Below are 15,345 nucleotides of genomic sequence, written 5' to 3' on the forward strand. Positions count from 1 at the left end.
AAGCTAGGAGGCGCGATGTAGCGATGATCGTTGCCCTCTCCCGGCTAGGAGACGAGCACGGCTCGACGATCCCGCGTAGATAGATCGTGCCTATCTGCACATAGATTATTCCAGTTTGACCACTTCTGAGCTTGATCCGATGCTGTCAAGACCGCAGAAGGAGACGCGACCAACGGCTAGGCAATACCACGATCGTTCTTCTTGACAGCGGTAAATTTCGTTTCCCACTTCGATTTAGAAGATGGAAACATTAACGCACAGAGGTGACGAAATGACTCCGACCGGTAACCGAATCGTGACTTTCGAGAAGCCCTTGGAAATGAAGGTCAACACCTTCAAATTTCCAGAGCTGATAACCCCTCAAGGGAAAAGCGCACCCCATGGCGCTATCCTCAAAATAGTTACCACAAATATCTGTGGCAGCGACCTTCACATTTATCGCGGTTCGTTTGCTGTTCCCAAGGGAATGACCATGGGCCATGAAATGACCGGCGAAGTGATCGAAGTGGGATCAGACGTCGAAGTCGTGAAGAAGGGCGACATCGTTTCCGTTCCCTTCAATGTGGGGTGTGGGCGTTGCTACAACTGCAAGCATATGCGCTCCGATGTATGCGAGAACACCAACCCCGAAATCGACTGCGGAGCCTACGGGTTCAACCTCGGTGGCTGGACGGGGGGGCAAGGTGATTATCTCTTCGTACCGTATGCGGATTTCAATCTCCTTCGCTTCCCTGACAAGGATGCCGCCATGGAAAAAATCCGCGACCTGACCCTTCTCTCTGACGTATTACCCACAGCTTTCCATGGGTTCGCTGGCCCAGACTGGCCAGCCGCGCCGGCCTACGTCGTCGGCGAAAACATCCTGATCTTCGGTGCCGGGCCGGTCGGCAGAGCGGGTGCCGCCTGCGCCAGACTTCTGGGTGCAGGCGCCATCATCGTTGCCGATTACATTCAAGAGCGGCTGGACCTTCTCAAGCCACACGGCGTGGAAACCATCAACCTTTCCGACGGCGTGCCGATCGAGGAGCATCTCGAACGCATTACCGGGCACAGGGAGGTGGATCGCGTCATCGACTATGTTGGTGTGGACTGCCGCGGGTTTGGCGCGGAGGCTGACAAGATCGTGGAGAGCGCTGTTACCAACGCAATGCTCAAATATGTCCGCTTCGGCGGAATGACCAGTACGGTCGGTGTGTACTGCGCAAACCCGATCTCGAAAGACCCGAAAGCCAAGAAAGGCCATATGGATCTGGAATGGTCCAACGCCTGGATCAAGTCGCCGCGAATGTCGGCTGGTCAATCTCCGACGGCCAACTACAACCACGCGTTAATGCGGGCGATACTGAACGATCGCATGCCTTACCTTTCGCCGATGATGAACACTAAGTTCATCAAGCTCGAAGACGCGCCCGCCGCGTACAAAGAGTTCGACGCGGGTTCTGCATACAAGTACGTCATTGACCCGCATGGTTCAGTGCGGCATTAAGCATCCGGCGCGGGCTAAGCATCAGGATGTCTCACACTTTCTGGTGAGAGGCATTCTCCGGGCAGCAACTGGAGCCGGCGAATATTTTCGCCGGCATTTGCCGTCTGCCCCAGGGTACTTGCCTTGGCTCGGACCAGGAGCAGAGCCTCAGCAATCCGCAGGTGATGATCAACCGCAAGCGTGTTCAAGCGCTTGGTTCGCAATCGGCCAAGGGTCAGACGGGGACGATGCACGGCATCCATTGACGTGCGTGGCTGGAGATAGCCTTCGTCTGATCCTTATCACCCCACGGACTTGACAGGCTCGCCTGGTGTTGTGCCTGCCTCGGGCCATCGCACGGTCAACCCAGCCCTGGCTCATTCAGCCAGAAGTTTCCAATGATGTGGCCGAACTCGCCGCCGCCAGAATGGCAGTCACTTCTATAGGGAGATAGCACAGTGTTGGATAAGTCGGAACGGGAGGGTGGCCTATGGAGCTGCGCCATCTTCGCTGCTTCGTAGTTCTTGCTGAGGAGCTACATTTCACGCGGGCGGCTGAGCGCCTGCATATCGAACAACCACCGCTATCACGAGCCATCAAGGAACTTGAGGACGAGTTGGGCGTAGTGCTCTTCGACCGAAACCGACGAGGAACAGTTCTAACGGCGGCGGGCGCGGTCTTCTTGCAAGATGTTCGCCGTCTATTCACAGTGCTGGAACAGGCTCGTGAAAATGCCAAGGCTGTGGCATCGGGCTTGCGCGGTAGCCTGCGCATCGCTGTATCAGATGGGGCTATCGATCCACGGCTGTCGGCATTTCTGGCTCGTTGCCGCGCCGAGGAGCCGGAGATCGAAATACGCTTGTCAGAAGTGCCTCTGGCAGAGCAAGTGCGTGGCTTGCGTTCGGGCGACTTCATGATCGGGTTCGCGCACACGGGCGATGTCGGCGACGGTATCGCTGCCGAACCAATCTGGCACGACCCGCTGGTGATTGCGGTGCCAGCTCGTCACTCATTGCTCACCTACAAGGAGGTGCCACTTCAAGAACTTCAAGGCCATCCACTTGTCCTGTGCGACCCGCAGGTATGCGAGGGCTATTGCCGCGAACTCAAGCGGCTGCTCAACACGTTGGAGCACAAGCTGAATGTTGTCGAGGAAGTGTCCTCGCTGGACATGATGCTCACGTTGGTCGGCGCCGGCTACGGCATCGGCTTCATGACGGCGACCAAGATTCCCATCTCCCAACGGCCGGATGTGGTGATCCGCCCCTTGGCGATGGATTCTGCCGTGATCACCACCTACCTGCTTCGGCCCGACGGCGGCAATTTATCGGCTTCGGTGGAGCGATTTATCGTTCGCCTTCGCGACTCTTCGGACGGTTGACGGAGCCTGGCAGGCTAGACACTCAGGGATCAGTGTCGGCACGCAGATTGCGTTCGGTCGCCGTCATCAGGTCAGCCGCGCTTATTCCAAGTGCCGTAGAAATTTTCAGTATGAGCGGAAGCGTGGGCACGTGCTCACCACGCTCGATCTTACCCATGTGAGAACGCGAAATGCTTGCCCGAGATGCGAACTCGTCTTGCGCGACTCCTTGAGCGACGCGCGCAGCGCGCACGGCCTGTCCGAAGGCTAACGCCGACTCGGATTCATACGTCGATGTGCCAGAAGGACGGCCTGGCTGAATTGTTGATTTCTGCATTAGCAGAAGCGTCAAACAATCTGCCACAATTAACCACGTTAAAGATAACGACGTTAAACTTCACTCTTTCCTGCAACGCTGGTTTGCCTTTCTGGACAGATCGCTTATTGGGGGCCCTCATGCATGACGCCACCAGCCAGTTTTCCCATTTCAGGCTTGCTATCGCGCCCGGAGTGCCATCCTCTTGCCTCACAACGCTTCTTGCCCTACAGCGCGCGGAGGAACCAGAAGTCACCATCACGTTCTTTGAGACCTCAGCCGATGATCTGTTGACGGGCCTTGAGGAAGGCCGCTACGACGCTGGAATGACGCTTCGGAACGCTGGTGCTCCGGCCGTGAAAAGCCAACCGCTCTGGGTGGAGAACGTGGCTGTTGCAGTGCCGCTGGGGTCCCCCTTAGTTGCCCAGGCGAAGATCACGCTTGCCGAGCTTCTGGACTATCCGGTGTTTCGCTGGCCGGCGGAGGCTTGCCTACTGCTGGATCAGCGACTGTCCTTTCTTCCGTTGAGCCAGCAGAGCATTCAGCACGTGACTTCGTTCGAGATGATGGCGCTTTGGGTGACCGCTGGCTACGGAGTGGGGCTCTCCGCGCAATCGCGCATTGAGCGTGCCCATGCGTGGGGGATCACTATGCGACCGCTTTCAGACGGCCCCTACGAGATCGTGACATATCTGCAGCGGCCCCACGGACGAGCCAATGTTGTTTCTGAGCGGTTCGAGCACAGGGCAATGCTGGTTGCCAGGGACAGGGCGGCTTGCTCGAATACCCCATAGCCCGCTCTCGCCGAGGCTGCGTGCGGGTAATTGCAGCGGCACGCGCCTGTTAGCGCGCCAGTGATAGCGCTTCCATCTCTGGCAATATGATGAATTAACATGGTCTTTGGAGGCACGAATGGTTGGAAGTGGTTGGGATCGAGTACCAATTGACTCGCAAAGCATCGATGCGCCGCTGTCGCGCGCGGCGGTGTTTCTCACGTTGACAGTCGCCGAGGGCCACGAGGCCCTTCAGGCGGTCGCCGGCGTCTTGGACGGGCTGGACGACCTGATCAAAACGGTGGGCTTCCGCGATCTCAACGGCCGGCTGTCGTGCATCACTGCACTGGGATCGGCGCTATGGGACCGTTTCCAGACCGGGAAGCGCCCGAAGGAACTACGGCCCTTCGTGCCCATCGAGGGTGCCAAGCACACCGCGCCTGCCACGCCCGGCGACCTGTTCTTTCACATCCGTGCCGAACGCGAGGACCTCTGTTTTGAATTCGAGCGCCTGCTGCTGGACCAACTGGGCAGCAGCGTGACGGTGGCCGACGAGGTGGTCGGTTTTCGCTACTTCGACTCCCGCGACCTGCTTGGCTTTGTCGATGGCACGGCCAACCCGACCGGGCACGACATCGGCGCCTCGACGCTGGTCGGCAGTGAAGATCAGGCGTTCGCCGGCGGCAGCTACTTGGTGGTGCAGAAGTATCTGCACCAAATGCAGCCGTGGGCTCGGCTCGCCAAGGACGAGCAAGAGCGGATCATCGGCCGGGAGATCGTCAGCAATGTCGAATTGCCCGACGCGACGAGCGGCCAGAAATCGCACAAGACCCTCGCCACGATCGTGGACGACGACGGCACCGAGCACGACATCCTGCGCGACAACATGCCCTTCGGCCGCCCCGGCCAGGGCGAATATGGCACCTACTTCATCGGCTACTCCAGGCATCTGTGGGTGACGCAGAAGATGCTGGAGCGCATGTTCCTCGGCGATCCGCCAGGCATGCACGACCGCCTGCTCGATTTCTCGACGGCGCACACCGGCGCCGTGTTCTTCGCTCCCGCACCGCGCACGCTGAGCGAACTCGTGGAGGCGGTGCAAGCGTAATGCAGGGGCCGCAAGGCCCCTGCAAGGTTTGAGAGCCCTATGCTCCGTCTAGAACTACTGCGCTATCCACCAGCCGACGAACGCTTTGCCGCACATCCTCGGGGATGGGGTACGGGGCAATGGCCTCGGGCATATCCGCATAGTGCTGGTAGTCGCCCATGATGACCTGGATGATCGCCGGCACGTTGGTCGGCGTGACCGCATCAATGGCCGCGCGGTCCCCCAGGTCAGGGTGCGGCTGGGTCAGCATGCGGTACAGATCCCACGAATCCGCGTGCGGGCACTGGTTCATGAGCACCTGGGCCAGCTTGTGCTTGAGCGGCACCAGTTGCCAATCGGGAACACGCTGCCCCCGATTGCCCAAACTGATGGACAGCAACTTGCCCGCTTTCAGTTCGCGGTTGATCTGGTCCTTGGACTTTCCGGCCAGCTTGCCGAACAGCGGGACCGGCAAGCTGCTTGGAGACTCGTAGATGGTCAGCATTTCCTCGCGCTCGCGCTGGATCGCGGACACTTCCGGCTCTGGGGCATGCGTCGGAGGCGGCGGTACCTGAGACAGCCGCTGGAACGTGATGCCGCCGTTGCTCGGGGTTACGACAATAGGCGTGGCCACGACGGGCGGGACGCCGGGAGGAGTGGGCTCGGCCATCGCGAGGGTCGCATCCACCGCTTCCTCCACTTCTGCCATCGCCGGCACCCCGTCGATACGGATGGTCAGATGCGCGCTCGCGGCTTCCACTTCGCCCTGTTCGAGCAGGTCGAGCCGATCGGCCCAGTCCTGCATCATCCGACGGCGCGGCTCAACGTACTTGGCGTGGTTGTAGGACGAACTCACCTTGTTGGGGTCGGAATGGGAAAGCTGCGCGTCCACCCAAATCTTCGGGTAGCCAATCTCGTTGAGCGCCGTCGAGATAGTGCCGCGGATGCCGTGGCCGGTCAGGCGCCCCTCATAGCCCATGAGCTGCACGGCCTTGTTGAGGGTGTTCTCGCTGATGCGCTTCTTGAGTTCGCTGCGGTGTGACAGCAAGTACTTCTGCGCCGGCCGCATCACCCCCAGGAGATAGCGCACGATCTCGATGGCCTGCAGGGATAGCGGCACGATATAGGGGGGCACATCCTGCGGCCGCTTCCCTGCCTTGCGCATTTCATCCTGGAGCTGCTTGACGATCTGCGGTGGGATGATCCACAAGCCCCTGTCGAGGTCGAACTGTTCGGGTTCGGCCAATCGCAGTTCGCCGGTGCGCACCCCGGTCAGGAACAGCAGCCGGACGCCAAGCTGGGTCTGCCAGCCACGGGGGTTGTAGAGCCGGAGCTTCTGGAGGAACTCGGGCATCTCGGGCAGGTGCAGGTAGGGATTGTGGGCTACGGGGGGCTTGGGCTCTGCCACCACGTCCAGGTCGGCGGCCGGGTTGACTTCCAACCCCTCGGCAATGACCAGGGCATAGCGGAACAACTGGTTGAACCAGGTGCGGACCTTCTCGGCGGTGGTGAACGCCTTGCGTTTCTCGATCGCCGCCAAGACGCCCAGGAGTTGGGGGCGGCGAATGTCGTAGATCGACATTCTTCCCAGGGTGGGCAACACGTCCTTGTTGAAGATGCGCAGGATCTGCGACAGCGTGCTTTGACGGCCTTCCTTGAGTTCCTTGCGGCGATGCTCGACCCAGGCATCGAAGACGGTCTTGAAGGTGTATTCGCCCGCCAGCTTGGCCGCGTGCCGTTTCTGGTCGCGCTCGACCTGAGGATCGATCCCCCTGGCGAGCAGGGCCTGGGCCTTGTCTCGCTCGATCCGGGCCTCGCGCAGGCTGAGAGCAGGATAGCCGCCCAGGCACAGGCGCTTTTGCTTGCCCAGCCAGTAGTAGCGGAATTGCCATGACTTGCCGCCTGCGGCTGAGACCATCAGGCCCAGGCAGTCGTTGTCGGAGAGGGTGTAGCGTTTTCCGGTGGTCTTCGCCTGCCGGACGGTCAGATCAGAGAGCGCCATTTCGAGACTCCTAAGTAATGACTTAGGCCCTATGCTCGTCATGGTCCCCGCTCAGCCCCAGCAACTATCCGGTAGCCGACCCACCCGTATTCTTGTGCCTTATTTGGTCACTCAAAAACGGTAGCTGTGGGTGGATTTCCGTGGCACTCGCTGGAATGAAAAAAGGAGCCGAAGCTCCTTTTTTCAATGACCTACAGACCCCAGTAGAAGTCTGTGGATCAAAATTTGGAGCGGGAAACGAGGCTCGAACTCGCGACCTCAACCTTGGCAAGGTTGCGCTCTACCAACTGAGCTATTCCCGCGTAACCGGTTATGCCGCCGTGCCATCACATCAACACGGCCACACATTTCAAACTGGAGCGGGAAACGAGGCTCGAACTCGCGACCTCAACCTTGGCAAGGTTGCGCTCTACCAACTGAGCTATTCCCGCATTTTGGCTATCAGCACTGCCGTACAACCTTTGTGCTGCCAGACCGTTTGCGTCACATCACTGCAACGCGAGAACGAAATTATGGCAAAGAAAGCTCGTCCTCGTCAACAGTTTTGCGCAAGAGTTTTTACAGGCTCATTTTGCGCGCTCGCGAATCTGTGGCCAGGCGAGCTTCATGTAGTACGCCATCGACCACAGCGTGAGCACCGCCGCCACGTAAATCAGCCACGTGCCCCACACCTGCGCATCGATCATGCCGAACAGGCGACCCTCGAACAGCAGCAACGGAATCGCGATCATCTGGAAGGTCGTCTTCAGCTTGCCGAGGAAGTTGACGGCCACGCTCTTCGACGCGCCAATTTGCGCCATCCACTCACGCAGGGCAGAGATGGTGATCTCACGGCCAATGATGACGAGTGCGATGACGTCGGACACGCGGCCCAATGACAGCAGCACCAGCAGCGCGGCGGCCACCATCAGCTTGTCGGCCACCGGATCGAGGAAGGCTCCGAAAGCAGAGGTCTGGTTCCAGCGGCGGGCAAGAAAGCCGTCGAACCAATCGGTGAGGCTTGCAACGATGAAGAACACCGCAGCCGTCAGGTTCTTGGCGGGCAGTGCCATCCAGGTGTCCGGCACGTAGAACACGCCCACCACCAGCGGGATCATGGCCACACGCAACCAGGTCAGGAGGATCGGGAAGTTGAAAGGCATGGCAAATCGAGAGGACAACCGCCGCGCAAGCGCAAACCAACGCGACAAGATGGGGCATTGTCGCCGATCAATGCAACTGACGGTAGATTTCTTCGGCCAGAGTCTGCGAGATACCTTCCACCGTGGCGAGTTCGTCGACGCTTGCGGCCATCACGCCACGCAGGCCACCAAAGCGCGCCAGCAAACGCTGCCGGCGCTTGGCGCCTATGCCTTCGATCTCTTCCAGCCGCGACGTATTGCGCGCCTTGGCCCGCTTGGCACGCATGCCGGTGATGGCAAAGCGGTGCGCTTCGTCGCGAATCTGCGCGACGAGCATCAGTGCGGCGCTGCCCTGCCCCAACTCCAGTGACGGACGGCCATCGGCGAAGATGAGCGTTTCCAGGCCGACCTTGCGCCCCTCTCCCTTGGCCACGCCGACGAGCAATCCAATATCCAGCCCCAGCTCCTCAAAGACCTGGCGCGCGACTTCCACCTGCCCCTTGCCGCCGTCGATCAGCACAATGCCGGGCATGTTCGGGGTGTCTTCGCCAGCCTGCTCGACGATCTTTTGATAGCGGCGTGTGAGGACTTGCCGCATGGCCGCGTAGTCGTCGCCCGGGGTGATGTCCTGAATGTTGTACCGGCGGTACTCGCTGTTTTGCATGGCGTGGCTGTGGAAAACCACGCACGAGGCTTGCGTGGCCTCACCGGCGGTGTGGCTGATGTCGAAGCACTCGACGCGCAGCGCGGCCAGGTCTTCGAGGTCAATGCCGATGGTCTCGGCCAGCGCGAGTGTGCGGGCCTGCTGGCTGCCTTGCTCGGAAAGCCGGCGCATCAGCGACAGCTCGGCGCCCTTCTCCGCCATCTCCAGCCACGCGCGGCGCCCGCCCTGTGGCTGGCGCACAACCGAAACGCGACGCCCGGCCTGCTCGGCCAACGTGTCGATCAACTCGGTTGCGTGAATCTGATGACTGACCACCAACACTGGCGGCACAAACTGATCGAGATAGTGCTGCGCAACGAAGGCTTCGAGGATGTCGCTGGCCATGCGTTCGGCATCGCGTGCTATCTCTGCGGCAGCCTCACCGTCGGCTTCGACATCCACGCCGACAATGGCGGCGCCCTCTTCCACGTGCGTGGGGAAGTAAGCCTTGTCACCCAGATGGCGCCCGCCGCGCACCATCGCGAGGTTCACGCAGGCGTGGCCGCCCTTGATGGCAACCGCCAGGATGTCGATGTCGCTGGCATGGCCGACTTCTTCCACCGACTGCTGCTTGAGCACCGTCGACAATGCGCCGATCTGGTCTCGCACGATGGCGGCTTGCTCGAACTCCAGCGACTCGGCGTAGCGCTGCATCTTGTCCTGCAGCGTCTGCATGACTTCGTCCTGACGGCCTTGCAGGAAACCGGCCGCGTTGGCGACGTCGCGTGCGTAATCCTCTGCACTGATCGCCTGTACACACGGGCCGCTGCAGCGATGGATCTGATGCAGCAGGCACGGCCGCGTGCGGTTGTTGAAGACCGTGTCTTCGCACGTGCGGAGTTGGAACACCTTCTGCAGAATCTGCATGCTCTCGCGCACGGCATGCGCACTCGGGAATGGGCCGAAATACTGATGCCTGCGGTCGGTCGCGCCGCGGTAATACGCCATGCGCGGATACGCGTGCTGCGTGAGCTTCAGATACGGATACGACTTATCGTCGCGAAACAGGATGTTGTAGCGCGGCGCCAGCGCCTTGATGAGGTTGTTCTCGAGCAGCAGCGCTTCGGCCTCGCTGCGCACGACCGTGGTATCGATGCGCGCGATCTTCGCCACCATCATCGCGATGCGCGGCGAAAGCAGCGTTTTGTTGAAGTAGCTCGACACGCGCTTCTTGAGGTCGCGTGCCTTGCCCACATAGAGCACGTTGCCCTGCGCATCAAAGTAGCGATACACGCCGGGCAGGTTCGGCAGGCGCGCGATGTGCGCTTTCGCGTCGAACTCGGGCACGTTTGCAGGCGCGCTGGGCTTGACGCTCTCGGGCGTCTCGGAGGGCTGGGGTTGCGTGGGGTCGGACGACATGGCGTTCGCTGGATCAGAGGCCGTCAGTGTAGAACAAGCCGCCGACTACAATGTCGGCCCATCTTCTTCGCTGTCCGGCTAGCCTTCCTGCATGCGCACCATCACATCCTGGGATCTCTTCTGCCGCGTCGTCGACAACTACGGCGACATTGGCGTCTGCTGGCGACTGGCTCGCCAGCTTGTGCAGGAGCACGGGCACACCGTCCGCCTGTGGGTCGACGACCTTCGCTCATTCGAAAAGATCTGCCCCACTGTTGACGCAAAGGCCGATGCGCAGCGCGTCTCGGGCGTGGACATTCGCCACTGGGTTGACGATGCGCAGGCCGCCAGCCTGCTCGCTGCCGACGCGCACCCCGCGCTGCACGACGTGGTGATCGGCGCCTTCGCATGCGCCGTCCCCGAGCCCATGCTGAAGCTCATGGCCGAGCGGGCATCCCAAGGATCGGCGCCGGTTTGGATCAACCTCGAATACCTGAGCGCCGAGAACTGGGTCTCCGAGCATCACGCGATGCAGTCGCCACATATGCGGCTGCCGCTCGTCAAACACTTCTTTTTCCCCGGCTTCGCCCGCAACACCGGCGGCGTCCTGCGGGAATCGCATCTGGGCGCCCAACGCAAGACGTTCGAGGCGAGCCCCGCCGCCCACCAGGCGTTGTGGCACCGGCTTGGCGTCGACGACCTGATGCGCGACAGCCCTGACGCCCTGCGCGTGAGCCTGTTCGCCTATGCCAACCCGGCACTGCCAACGCTGGTCGCTCAATGGGAGGCGTCGCCCCAGCCGGTGATTTGCCTAGTCCCGGAAGGCTTGGCCGCCCAGCAGATCGCCGAGCTGTTGGGTGACGCCCGTGGCGCCAAGACGGGCGCCCGCTGGACGCGCGGCAACCTGAGCGCGGCGGTCGTGCCGTTCGTGCCACACGAGCACTACGACCCGCTGCTCTGGGCGTGCGACATCAATTTCGTGCGCGGAGAAGACTCATTCGTGCGCGCCCAATGGGCGCTGAAGCCCTTTGTCTGGCACATCTATCCTCAAAGCGACGAGGTGCACCTCACGAAGCTGGACGCCTTTCTGGCGCGCTATACCACCGCCCTGGCAGAGGCCGACGCCAAGGCGCTCGTCGCCTTCTGGCACGCCTGGAATGGTGCGCCCGCATCACTCAACTGGGCGCACTTTGCAGCTACGGCGGCGCGCCTGCGCGCACGGGCCGTCACCTGGGAACAAAGCTTGATGCAACTAGGCGATCTCGCCGCGAATTTGGTGGCATTTTGCCAAAAACAGGTAAAATAGCGGGCTGATCTGTATGCGACCCCCGGCTCTGACCTGGTTCGCGCGGCCCGGAGGGTATCGCGCGGTGCTTCGTTGCTTGGCGCGCATCGAACCCTCTTACTCTCAGGAAATGTGAAATGGCTTTGAAAATCGCGCAGGAACTCCGCGCTGGCAACGTGTTCATGATCGGCAACGACGCAATGGTCGTTCTCAAGACCGAGTACAGCCGTTCGGGCCGTTCGGGCGCCGTCGTCAAGATGAAGTACAAGAACCTGCTGACGGGCGCAGGCGGCGAGTCGGTGTTCAACGCCGACGACAAGATGGACCAAGTCATCCTCGAGAAGAAGGAAGCCGAGTACTCCTACTTCGACGGCACGATGTACGTGTTCATGGACCCGGTCACCTACGAACAGTACAACGTTGAGCCGGCCGCCATGGGCAGCGCGCTGAACTACCTGCAAGACGGCATGAAGGTCGAAGTGACGTTCTACAACGAGAACGCCATCTCGGTGGAACTGCCGACGACGGTTGTCCGCGAAATCGTCTACACCGAACCGGCCGTCAAGGGCGACACGTCGTCGGGCAAGGTTCTGAAGGCGGCTCGCATCAACGACAATGAAGAATTCACGATCATGGTCCCGCTGTTCTGCAACATCGGCGAGAAGATCGAAATCGACACGCGTACCGACGAGTACCGCAGCCGCGCCAAGTAAGCTGGCGTCGCAGTAAGAAGAAAGGCTCCCTCGGGAGCCTTTTTCTTTTGCGATCAATCTTCTTGGCGTTTGGACGCTACTTGATGAGTTTCGCCTCGCGCAACGTACGCAGCGCCTGCTTGTAAGCCGATTGCTGCTGCAGCTTCGCCCAGTCCTTCACGGCGCGACCACCAAACAACCGCCGCACGCGCCGCTGCGACGCCTTGCCCATCGGCACATCCAACTCGCCGAGCAGTTGATCGGCCTTTTCCGGCGCATTGCAGATCAGCACCATGTCGCAGCCGGCCGTGAGCGCCGCTCGTGCGCCATCGACGACCGTGCCGGCAACGCTCGCGCCTTCCATGCTCAGGTCATCACTGAAGATCACGCCGTCGAAGTTGAAATGCGCGCGCAGCATGTCCTGCAGCCAGAAGCGAGAGAAGCCCGCCGGATTCGGATCGACCGCCGAGTAAATCACGTGCGCCGGCATCACCGACTGCAGGCCGATTCCCATCCACCCGTAGGGCTGCGCGTCGTCAGCGAGGATAGCCTCCAGCGGGCGCTCGTCCACCGGCACGGCGATGTGCGAATCAGCCTGGACGTAGCCGTGGCCGGGGAAATGCTTGCCGCAGTTCGACATGCCGGCTAGGCGCAGGCCCAGTGTCAGGTGGTTGGCCAGCATCGTTACCACGCGCGGGTCGCGATGGAACGCGCGATCGCCGATCACGCTGCTGCTACCATAGTCGAGATCGAGCACGGGCGTGAAGCTCAGGTCGATATCGCACGCGCGCAGTTCGGCGGCCAGCACGTAGCCGCAAGCCGTGGCAACGCGCGTCGCGGCCAGCACGTCGGTGTCCCAGAGCTTGCCCAGCGCGCCCATGGCGGGTAGCTGCGTGAAACCGTCGGTCTTGGCGCGCTGCACGCGACCGCCTTCGTGGTCGATGCAAATCAGCACGTCGTTGCGAATCGCGCGAATGGCCTGCGTGAGCGCCGTCAATTGCGCGCGCGATTCAAAGTTGCGCGCAAACAGGATCACGCCGCCCGTCAGCGGATGGGCAATGCGTCGAACATCGTCGGGGCCGAGTTCCAGGCCGGCAACATCCAGAACGATCGGGCCGGGGTGCTTCTGCTTCTTGGTTTGAGTCATGCGGAGGATTTCGTTTGCAACTCGGCAACGGCGAAGGCGACTGCATAGTCGCGTTCGTCCGTCACACTGATCTGGATATGAAGGCCGTGCTGCGTGATCCAGTCGGCCAGTTCGCCGCTATAGCGCACCACAGGTTGGCCGGATGGCAAGTTCAGCGTCTGTACCGCCCGCCACGTCATCGGCCAGCGCATTCCCAGGCCGATGGCCTTGGACACGGCTTCCTTGGCGGCAAAACGTGTGGCAAGAAATGCAAGGCCACGCCGCTCGGAGCGCGCCTTCCGGGCATGGTAGACACGCAGTTCATCGGGCCCGAGCACCTTTTCGGCAAAGCGGCCGTTAGTCCGCTGCATCACGCCTTCGACGCGCTCGATCTGGATGATGTCGGTGCCGATGCCGTAAATCGCACCGGACGCCGCGGCGGCGGCGCGTTCGTTCATACGGGCACGCCCGGGTGTGCGGCCGCCGGCGTGGTGGACGACAGCCGCGCCGCGACCATGATCGCCTTCATCTCGCGCACCGCGTTCTGCCAACCGGCAAACACCGCGTGCGCAACGACGGCGTGGCCGATGTTGAGTTCGTGAATGCCAGCGATGGCGGCAATCGGCTGCACGTTCGTGTAGTGGAGGCCGTGGCCTGCGTTCACGCGCACGCCCCAGCGGATACCTTCTTCCACCGCGGTTTCGATGCGAACGAGCTCTGCCCGGAGCTCGGCGTCGTCCGTAGCTTCGGCATAGCGGCCCGTGTGTAATTCGATGACGGGCGCGCCGGCAGCGGCCGCCGCCTCGATCTGTGCCGCATCCGGATCGATGAACAGCGACACGCGGATGCCCGCATCGGCCAGTTGCTTGCAAGCGGCTTGCACCTTGGCGAAACCACCCACCACGTCCAAGCCGCCTTCGGTGGTGACTTCCTGGCGGCGCTCGGGCACGAGGCAGACATCCTGCGGGCCGATGTCGCACGCGATGTCGAGCATCTCCTGCGTGACGGCGCACTCCAGGTTCATGCGCGTGCGCAGTTGCGGCCGCAGCGCGCGTACGTCGGCGTCCTTGATGTGGCGACGATCTTCGCGCAGATGCAGGGTGATGAGGTCGGCGCCGGCTTCTTCAGCCAACAGCGCCGCGGCGATCGGGTCCGGGTAAGTGGTACCGCGCGCGTTGCGCAGCGTGGCGACGTGGTCGATGTTGATGCCCAGGTCGATGATTCCCGGCGAGGCATGAAAGATCATAGTTTCTGCAAGTCGATCAGGATCTGGCGCGTCGAAAGCGGCGTGCCGTGCAAATGATAATGCAGCAGGAAACGCATCAGGCTGCGGCTTTGCTGCGCGGTCGTTGGGCGTGACGCGTAATCGTCATGTTCCATGTCGATCAGCGTCTGGCCCCGCAAAACAGGCCAGGACGATGGATCGCTCGGCAGCGTCCGTCGGATGCCGCGCTCCGGGTGATAGACATATTCGGCGTCGGCTTGCACCGGCTCACCGTCGATGCAGCGGTCGAGCCGTGCAGCGAAGCCAGTCTCACGTAGCAGCACACGTTCGAACGCGCGTAGCGTGAAGGCCGCGGGTTCACCATGAGCAAGCTTGTTGAGCGTTTCGACGTAGTGTGAGAACAGTACCGGGTGGCCGTCTTCGCGGGCGACGAACTTGACGAGCAGTTCGTTCAGATAGAAACCGGATAGCAGCCCCTCCCCGCCCAACGGCAGCATGCCGCCGACCCACTCGGCACGGGTCAGCGTGCGCACATCACCTCGCCCGCTCCAGGAAAGCGACAGCGGCTGAAATGTCTGCAGCACCGCGCGCAGGGCCGAATGCGGTCGCTTCGCCCCCTTGGCGACCAGCGCCATGCGCCCATAGTCCGGCGTGAATACGTCGATGATGAGGCTGGTCTCCCGATACGGATAACTGTGCAGCACGAAGGCCGGCTGCGCAGCAACGCGTGTTTCGGAACGCCCGGCAGGAAAGCTCTTGCGCGGCGCGGCGCCGGCTACGCTTTCCTCGGCGAGCCATTCCGCGGCCTCGTCCGGAATCGGATCGGATCGTCCCGCCATCGAGCGTGTGTAG

The 15,345-nt window shown here is 61.6% G+C and carries 14 protein-coding genes and 2 tRNA genes; 6 read left to right on the plus strand and 10 right to left on the minus strand.

Going from position 1 to position 15,345, the window contains the following annotated elements; translation table 11 throughout:
* Positions 1 to 319 precede the first annotated feature (319 nt).
* Both DOD19_RS09835 and DOD19_RS09840 read left to right on the plus strand, forming a co-directional pair.
* Complete coding sequence (locus DOD19_RS09835; protein ID WP_020924942.1) at positions 320 to 1,486, plus strand: glutathione-independent formaldehyde dehydrogenase; 1,167 nt, start codon at positions 320 to 322, stop codon at positions 1,484 to 1,486.
* Between the two features lie 469 nt (positions 1,487 to 1,955).
* Positions 1,956 to 2,846 (plus strand): LysR family transcriptional regulator, encoded by an 891-nt coding sequence (locus DOD19_RS09840; protein ID WP_023103878.1) that lies wholly within the window; start codon positions 1,956 to 1,958, stop codon positions 2,844 to 2,846.
* A 22-nt stretch (positions 2,847 to 2,868) separates the two neighbouring features.
* Here DOD19_RS09840 and DOD19_RS09845 read toward each other — a convergent pair whose 3' ends face one another.
* Positions 2,869 to 3,162 carry a helix-turn-helix transcriptional regulator gene (locus DOD19_RS09845; protein ID WP_009459591.1) on the minus strand — a complete coding sequence of 98 codons (294 nt, stop codon included), beginning with the start codon at positions 3,160 to 3,162 and terminating at the stop codon, positions 2,869 to 2,871.
* 119 nt (positions 3,163 to 3,281) lie between these two features.
* On the opposite strand from DOD19_RS09845, the gene DOD19_RS09850 reads away from it, so the two are divergent.
* Positions 3,282 to 3,935 (plus strand): substrate-binding domain-containing protein, encoded by a 654-nt coding sequence (locus DOD19_RS09850; RefSeq protein ID WP_023106332.1) that lies wholly within the window; start codon positions 3,282 to 3,284, stop codon positions 3,933 to 3,935.
* A 118-nt stretch (positions 3,936 to 4,053) separates the two neighbouring features.
* Positions 4,054 to 5,022 (plus strand): Dyp-type peroxidase, encoded by a 969-nt coding sequence (locus tag DOD19_RS09855; protein WP_020924940.1) that lies wholly within the window; start codon positions 4,054 to 4,056, stop codon positions 5,020 to 5,022.
* Between the two features lie 37 nt (positions 5,023 to 5,059).
* Here DOD19_RS09855 and DOD19_RS09860 read toward each other — a convergent pair whose 3' ends face one another.
* The 5 genes from DOD19_RS09860 to uvrC all read right to left on the minus strand — a co-directional run bounded on the left by DOD19_RS09860 (position 5,060) and on the right by uvrC (position 10,186).
* Entirely contained in the window at positions 5,060 to 7,003 is a 1,944-nt protein-coding gene (locus tag DOD19_RS09860) for an integrase arm-type DNA-binding domain-containing protein (protein ID WP_009876631.1), read from the minus strand.
* A gap of 226 nt (positions 7,004 to 7,229) precedes the next feature.
* Positions 7,230 to 7,305, minus strand: a tRNA-Gly gene (locus DOD19_RS09865).
* A 53-nt stretch (positions 7,306 to 7,358) separates the two neighbouring features.
* Positions 7,359 to 7,434: transfer RNA gene (locus DOD19_RS09870), tRNA-Gly, on the minus strand.
* Between the two features lie 135 nt (positions 7,435 to 7,569).
* Positions 7,570 to 8,145, minus strand: a complete 576-nt coding sequence (pgsA, locus tag DOD19_RS09875) for a CDP-diacylglycerol--glycerol-3-phosphate 3-phosphatidyltransferase (RefSeq protein WP_004635606.1) — start codon at positions 8,143 to 8,145, stop codon at positions 7,570 to 7,572.
* A gap of 67 nt (positions 8,146 to 8,212) precedes the next feature.
* Complete coding sequence (gene uvrC / locus DOD19_RS09880; RefSeq protein WP_024976092.1) at positions 8,213 to 10,186, minus strand: excinuclease ABC subunit UvrC; 1,974 nt, start codon at positions 10,184 to 10,186, stop codon at positions 8,213 to 8,215.
* 91 nt (positions 10,187 to 10,277) lie between these two features.
* Between uvrC and earP the strand changes: the two genes are divergently transcribed.
* On the plus strand, positions 10,278 to 11,471 hold the full coding sequence (earP, locus tag DOD19_RS09885) for an elongation factor P maturation arginine rhamnosyltransferase EarP (RefSeq protein WP_112185264.1): 1,194 nt from the start codon (positions 10,278 to 10,280) through the stop codon (positions 11,469 to 11,471).
* A gap of 122 nt (positions 11,472 to 11,593) precedes the next feature.
* Complete coding sequence (gene efp / locus DOD19_RS09890; protein WP_024542043.1) at positions 11,594 to 12,163, plus strand: elongation factor P; 570 nt, start codon at positions 11,594 to 11,596, stop codon at positions 12,161 to 12,163.
* Positions 12,164 to 12,239: 76 nt separating this feature from the next.
* Here efp and nagZ read toward each other — a convergent pair whose 3' ends face one another.
* Genes nagZ through recO form a run of 4 tightly spaced genes read right to left on the minus strand, consistent with a single transcriptional unit; the run spans position 12,240 to position 15,332 of the window.
* Positions 12,240 to 13,289, minus strand: coding sequence for a beta-N-acetylhexosaminidase (gene nagZ / locus DOD19_RS09895; RefSeq protein WP_112185266.1), 1,050 nt, complete (start codon positions 13,287 to 13,289; stop codon positions 12,240 to 12,242).
* Positions 13,286 to 13,726 carry a holo-ACP synthase gene (acpS, locus tag DOD19_RS09900; protein WP_024976095.1) on the minus strand — a complete coding sequence of 147 codons (441 nt, stop codon included), beginning with the start codon at positions 13,724 to 13,726 and terminating at the stop codon, positions 13,286 to 13,288. Before acpS ends, nagZ begins: the two co-directional genes overlap by 4 nt.
* Positions 13,723 to 14,514, minus strand: a complete 792-nt coding sequence (gene pdxJ, locus DOD19_RS09905) for a pyridoxine 5'-phosphate synthase (RefSeq protein ID WP_012435233.1) — start codon at positions 14,512 to 14,514, stop codon at positions 13,723 to 13,725. The genes acpS and pdxJ overlap by 4 nt, the downstream gene beginning before the upstream one ends.
* A complete protein-coding gene (gene recO / locus DOD19_RS09910) occupies positions 14,511 to 15,332 on the minus strand; it encodes a DNA repair protein RecO (RefSeq protein ID WP_112185268.1) in 822 nt (273 codons plus the stop codon). Before recO ends, pdxJ begins: the two co-directional genes overlap by 4 nt.
* Positions 15,333 to 15,345 lie beyond the last annotated feature (13 nt).

Origin of the sequence: Ralstonia sp. GX3-BWBA (assembly GCF_003290055.1) — a bacterium.
In the GTDB taxonomy this organism is placed as follows: Bacteria; Pseudomonadota; Gammaproteobacteria; order Burkholderiales; family Burkholderiaceae; genus Ralstonia; species Ralstonia holmesii.

Coding starts and splice junctions, on each gene's coding strand:
- DOD19_RS09835 (WP_020924942.1), top strand. CDS start 320: ATGAAGGTCAACACCTTCAAATTTCCAGAGCTGATAACCCCTCAAGGG.
- DOD19_RS09840 (WP_023103878.1), top strand. CDS start 1,956: ATGGAGCTGCGCCATCTTCGCTGCTTCGTAGTTCTTGCTGAGGAGCTA.
- DOD19_RS09845 (WP_009459591.1), bottom strand. CDS start 3,162: ATGCAGAAATCAACAATTCAGCCAGGCCGTCCTTCTGGCACATCGACG.
- DOD19_RS09850 (WP_023106332.1), top strand. CDS start 3,282: ATGCATGACGCCACCAGCCAGTTTTCCCATTTCAGGCTTGCTATCGCG.
- DOD19_RS09855 (WP_020924940.1), top strand. CDS start 4,054: ATGGTTGGAAGTGGTTGGGATCGAGTACCAATTGACTCGCAAAGCATC.
- DOD19_RS09860 (WP_009876631.1), bottom strand. CDS start 7,003: ATGGCGCTCTCTGATCTGACCGTCCGGCAGGCGAAGACCACCGGAAAA.
- pgsA (WP_004635606.1), bottom strand. CDS start 8,145: ATGCCTTTCAACTTCCCGATCCTCCTGACCTGGTTGCGTGTGGCCATG.
- uvrC (WP_024976092.1), bottom strand. CDS start 10,186: ATGTCGTCCGACCCCACGCAACCCCAGCCCTCCGAGACGCCCGAGAGC.
- earP (WP_112185264.1), top strand. CDS start 10,278: ATGCGCACCATCACATCCTGGGATCTCTTCTGCCGCGTCGTCGACAAC.
- nagZ (WP_112185266.1), bottom strand. CDS start 13,289: ATGACTCAAACCAAGAAGCAGAAGCACCCCGGCCCGATCGTTCTGGAT.
- acpS (WP_024976095.1), bottom strand. CDS start 13,726: ATGAACGAACGCGCCGCCGCCGCGGCGTCCGGTGCGATTTACGGCATC.
- pdxJ (WP_012435233.1), bottom strand. CDS start 14,514: ATGATCTTTCATGCCTCGCCGGGAATCATCGACCTGGGCATCAACATC.
- recO (WP_112185268.1), bottom strand. CDS start 15,332: ATGGCGGGACGATCCGATCCGATTCCGGACGAGGCCGCGGAATGGCTC.